6 protein-coding genes are annotated in these 5,024 nt (G+C 43.1%); all 6 read right to left on the reverse strand.

Annotation, left to right across the window (positions count from 1 at the left end; translation table 11 throughout):
* Positions 1 to 11: 11 nt before the first annotated feature.
* Positions 12 to 374 (reverse strand): hypothetical protein, encoded by a 363-nt coding sequence (locus ACFSW8_RS00020; RefSeq protein ID WP_377177128.1) that lies wholly within the window; start codon positions 372 to 374, stop codon positions 12 to 14.
* 709 nt (positions 375 to 1,083) lie between these two features.
* Positions 1,084 to 1,632 carry a C39 family peptidase gene (locus ACFSW8_RS00025; RefSeq protein WP_377177130.1) on the reverse strand — a complete coding sequence of 183 codons (549 nt, stop codon included), beginning with the start codon at positions 1,630 to 1,632 and terminating at the stop codon, positions 1,084 to 1,086.
* Between the two features lie 260 nt (positions 1,633 to 1,892).
* On the reverse strand, positions 1,893 to 2,399 hold the full coding sequence (locus ACFSW8_RS00030) for a hypothetical protein (protein ID WP_377090605.1): 507 nt from the start codon (positions 2,397 to 2,399) through the stop codon (positions 1,893 to 1,895).
* A gap of 64 nt (positions 2,400 to 2,463) precedes the next feature.
* The gene (locus ACFSW8_RS00035) at positions 2,464 to 2,841 is read right to left on the reverse strand and encodes a C1 domain-containing protein (RefSeq protein WP_377177132.1); all 378 of its coding nucleotides are present in this window, start codon (positions 2,839 to 2,841) and stop codon (positions 2,464 to 2,466) included.
* Positions 2,842 to 3,526: 685 nt separating this feature from the next.
* On the reverse strand, positions 3,527 to 3,862 hold the full coding sequence (locus ACFSW8_RS00040; protein WP_377177134.1) for a hypothetical protein: 336 nt from the start codon (positions 3,860 to 3,862) through the stop codon (positions 3,527 to 3,529).
* Positions 3,863 to 4,632: 770 nt separating this feature from the next.
* On the reverse strand, positions 4,633 to 5,024 hold a 392-nt coding region (locus tag ACFSW8_RS00045), incomplete at its 5' end, for a hypothetical protein (protein ID WP_377177136.1).

Here is a 5,024-nt window from a genome sequence, read left to right on the forward strand (position 1 = left end):
AAGTCGCCTAACTAACCTACCAATAATTTAGACACTCCCTGACCGAAATCCGTGGGGAAGCTCACTTCTGTAATTCTGCGTGAAACTGTAACGATGTATAATTTACCGTGATTACTAACTCTTATACATGGCGTGATAGCATCTGATCCTATGATTAAATTAGTAGGTAAGTAAATTTCAGCACCGTATGTTGCATCTTGAATACATCCAGGGCTTGAAAGTTTAAAGCCATTGGAAAACCTCTTATTAAGTTCTGATGTGAAATCTTCTATTTCTTTGCGTAAAGACTGCCACTCCTCGATTGTGGAACCGTTAGGGTAATAGTCACACGTAGGATTGATTGCTTTTAGTTTTCGTTGGCTGTGGATGCGCATATTTAAGCGAACGTAAAGCACACCAACCACGAACTCTGCCGAGGAAGTGTGCTGTGGGTTTAAAGTGAGAATTACCAGAGAGAGACGCGGAACTCAACCACGGTGAGTGGTTGGGTGCAGCGCCTTGTTAGGCAAGGCGATTTATGGCCCATCGATAGAAGGTGATAGGGAGCAGCAATGGGAGGATTAGAGCCAACAAGGAGAGGGCTAAACTTGCATATGATGAATTCTGCATATAGGACTCCTGAATTTGGAGAGACGAAATAGATAAGACTACGAATAAGACAATAGATGAAAAAAGGATCATGCTGCGCTTAATCTTGAGTACATCTGATTTCCAAAAAACGTAGGACAAATATAATGGATAAAGTAAAAACGGGATGTTTGTACTGACAGCTAACCAATAATGAATGTCCTTATTTTGACTACTTTCGATCAACTCTAAAACAAAGATGCAGCAGAGCCATAGAACTGCCAGAAGTATAGCAATAGCGATGGATTTGAATATGTGGGTTCGAGTAGGATTCATATTTAGCCTAACGTAAAGCACACCAGCCGCGACCGTTGTGGGCCAGTGTGAGATTTTGGGTTGAAGATAGAATTACCAAAAATGGAGCGGAACTCAACCGCGGTAAGCGGTTGGGTGCAGCGTCTTGTTAGCCAAGGCCAGTTTTGGTGGGTCGTGAAGGACGAGTATGTGGATAAAGATCTAATTCACTTTGAGGAACCTTATGGTGAATATGCCACTCTCATAATCGCTCATATCAATATTCGAACCTCTTTTAGATAGCGGATCTTGGATGATGTAACCTTCGGAGTTTTTGCCGGTAATGAGCACCCAATGAAATATTACGTTCTTGTAGAGAACTTTAGCTATTACCGGATTACCTAGCTTTAGCTGCTGATCTATATCTTCATGTGAAGGGCTATCTTCTACTATGACGGAAAACTTTCCATCTGTTACTGATGAAATGGCACTCCATATTAAGAGGGCGTTTTCAGTGAAACCTTGGTGGGAAATTAGCTCATTATTTAGTTCCAAAGGTGTTATTTTATAGCCGTGGGCACTAAGTGACATAGCTGTGGAACAAACAGTGCAGCCATGCGAGGAGATGGTGTCACCAGTTCCTCCGAGACTTGTTGTCGCCCATAAATCATCATGTTGTCGATATAAGGGAGTCTCTATGAGTACATCAAAGACATCGCCTCCTGTAGTCGAAAGGCCTGTTTTCGTGTCTGGTGTAGAACTATATTTCACGATGTTTAGAGTGATGACAACAGAGAGTATCGCCAATAGGATTAGTAACCTCCATAGAGATGTTTTGCTCATTACTTTTTAGGCTAACGTAAAGCACACCAACCACGAACTCTGCGTGAAGACTGCGCTGTGGGTTTAAAGTGAGAATTACCAGAAAAGTGAGCGGAACTCAACCGCGGTGAGTGGTTGGGTGCAGCGTCTTGTTATGCAAAGGCAATTTTAGAGGCATCGTGGACGTTAGATGTGAGAATATAGTCTGATTACCAGAACTTCCACCAAGGTGCTTTAACCTGAGGTTGAGTGCCTACAGGAAAGTGAAATACATCTTCCTGGCCATCGTAAACTGTGTATCCGAGCTTCTTACAAGTTTGAAGAATGAACGGAACAGCCTCATCGACGCTGGAATATGTTACTGCGATTATAGCGTGTTTAGATCCAAAGTTGTTAATGAGTGGGCCATCAGACCAAGGACTATTTTCACCAGCAGGGCTACAGATACAGGGGTATTTAGAAAGCAATGCATCATATAGAGGTTTGAAGTTAAGTCTGAGATCTTCATCTGAGAGTTCTTCAGCATATAGCTCTTCTCTCAACTGCTCAATTTGTTCATATGCAGCCTTCTTGTCAGTAGGCAGTTCTTCTAATGTGAGATCTAGCGAATAGCTCATATATTTAGCATAACGTAAAGCACACCAACCACGAACATTGCCGAGGAACTGCGCTATGGTTTTAAAGTGAGAATTACCAGAGAAAGACGCTGAGCTCAACCACGGTGAGTGGTTGGGTGCAGCGTCTTGTTAGACGAAGTCGATTTTTACACCCTAGTTGTTCTTATCGCTCAAAAGGCTGCTTCGTAACAGCAACTCCGCAATAGAGACACTTAGCTTGGCGCTGAATAAGGGTGCGTCCACATCCTGAACATGCTGTAGGCTGTGATGTTTTGGCTACTTTGCCGTCTAGCTTGCCGTCACGTAAATCGATGTCCTGTATCATCTGAGTTAGTTGTTCATCAGTGTAGCCATGTTGATGCTTTAGGATTTCCCAAAGCGCTTCAGTGATCATAAACAACTTCTCAACGTCAAATTTTATAGCTTCATTCTCAGTGCGTACTTGAGCAGCAGCGCGTGATGCTTCTTGACCTGCTGTACGTGCTTCGTTTGCTCTGATCATACCTTGAGCTGCTCCTGAAATGAATAAATTGTCGATCATGTTTTATTTAGTCTAACGTAAAGCACACCAACCACGAACTTTGCCGAGGAACAGTGCTATGGGTTTAAAGTGAGAATTACCAGAGATAGACGCGGAACTCAACCACGGTGAGTGGTTGGGTGCAGCGTCTTGTTAGTCAAAGGCAGTTTATGAGTGCGTATCCCGAGGCTGATTTCGGATCATAGCCAGCCCAAATAGAACCCCAACTGTATGTTCCAGGACTGAATCCAATTGAAGTTAGCCACTTAGCAGTATCTAAAGCACATTGTTTTTCTTTGGCTTCTGACCAGTCTGACCATGAAGATCCATATGTGTTCTTATCTGCTAAGGATAGTCTTGCCGAATGAAGTTTGTCTTCGTGGAAACAAACCGCAACAGCTAACTCTGTTGAGTCAGAAGTGTGTGTAACGAAGCTATACCAGCAGTAACCTTTAGACGCGTCATTTAGTGAAAAGTCGTCGAAGTGTTCAATGTTGCTCACTGTCAGGTCAGAATGGAGTGTGAATTGTTGATTCACTTCTATAGCTAGGATTGACATGTGATATTTAGACTAACGTAAAGCACACCGCACCGCTGACGGGCAATGAACTTCGATTTATTGTTTACGGATTGAAGATTGGAAATGGTGAGCGAAGCTCAACCGCGGTCAGCGGTTGGGTGCAGCGTCTTGTTATACAAAGTCAGTTTAGGTGGTGTTTGTGGACATGTATGGCGTGATGTCGAAGTAGTCTTTATCGAGCCCAAATTTCCACCTCGTTAGATTGTCTGGGTCATCTTTAAGGCGTTCCAACATGTCTTGAAATGCTTTCAATAGAATAGGATCCTCATAGATTGATTGAGTGAGGATGTGGGTATCGAAGTGATCGCTTGATGAAAAACGTAAAGCCTTGCCATTAATGTCATCGATCATGTGAATTCCAAGTATACCCATGTATGTAACTCTGCTGTCTAGACCGTAGCTGTTTTTGTATGCGGTACCTGTAGTTCCACCATACGATATAGAGTATTCATCAGATGGCATACTGTTTAATATTTCAATCACTTTCGAAGTCTCCTGACGGCTTACTACATAGTTTGATTTATCGGGTAGGGGTCGATACTTGAGCCAAACAGAGATCGTAGTCAAAGATACGAGGATAATTACGGCACATATGAGGAGCGACTTTTTCACGTGTGTATTTTTTAGTATAACGTAAAGCACACCAACCACGAACTCGGCCAATACGCTTTGATTTTTGTTTCGAGTTAGAACTACCACAAACGCTAGCGGAACTCAACCACGGTGAGTGGTTGGGTGCAGCGTCTTGTTATGCAAAATTGATACAGCAGAGATTATGGCCTCCTCCTGAAAGATGATAACTCAAATGTCCTAAACCTAAAATAGAAGCCTCCCTTACGAGAACTTAGCCCTTCGGGTCCCCAACATGGATCATGAGTAGCTAGTGGGTTCCACTCGTACATGATTACTCGCTGAGGAAAGTATACTCGAAAGGAATTATACAAACCTCTGGACTTCTTGATTATTCCTGAGCCAGAGATACTGCGAGCGTCATACGAAATTCCAGGGATAAAGGTCAGAAAAGCAAAATAAACAAAAAGTATCGCGATAAACCACCACACTCTTCTGTCCAATTTGCGTCTCATTTTTATAGCATAACGTAAAGCACACCGCACCGCTGACGGGAATGTACTGAGGTTTATTGTTTACGGATTGAGGGTTGGATATGGTGAGCGGAGCTCAACCGCGGTCAGCGGTTGGGTGCAGCGTCTTGTTATGCAAAGGCAGTTTGTTTAGGCTGAAATGGGATAGTACATGATTGTGAACTCTGAGCCATAACCATGCATACTGTGGTCTCTAAGAACTCGTGATAAAATCTCATCAAGGTTACCGTCAGGTCTGTGATTTGTGCCAATTCCGTGTCCTCCGAATTGGTAGGAGAACATATTATTTCCCATGGGCTGAATAGCACATCCGTAGTCTGCTGATGGGAAATCTGGATCAGCTCGGCAAAACAGTATGTCAGTAGTTCCTGCATATTTTGTAAGGTGCTCTGCGAGAATATCAATATTGGCTGTCGAACAATGAATGAGGTGTTTTTTCTGTGCCATATTTAGCATAACGTAAAGCACACCAACCGCGACCGTTAGAGGCCAGTGTGAGATTTTGATGTGAAGGTAGAATT

The sequence above is a fragment of the Rubritalea tangerina genome (assembly GCF_042683245.1).
In the GTDB taxonomy this organism is placed as follows: domain Bacteria; phylum Verrucomicrobiota; class Verrucomicrobiia; order Verrucomicrobiales; family Akkermansiaceae; genus Rubritalea; species Rubritalea tangerina.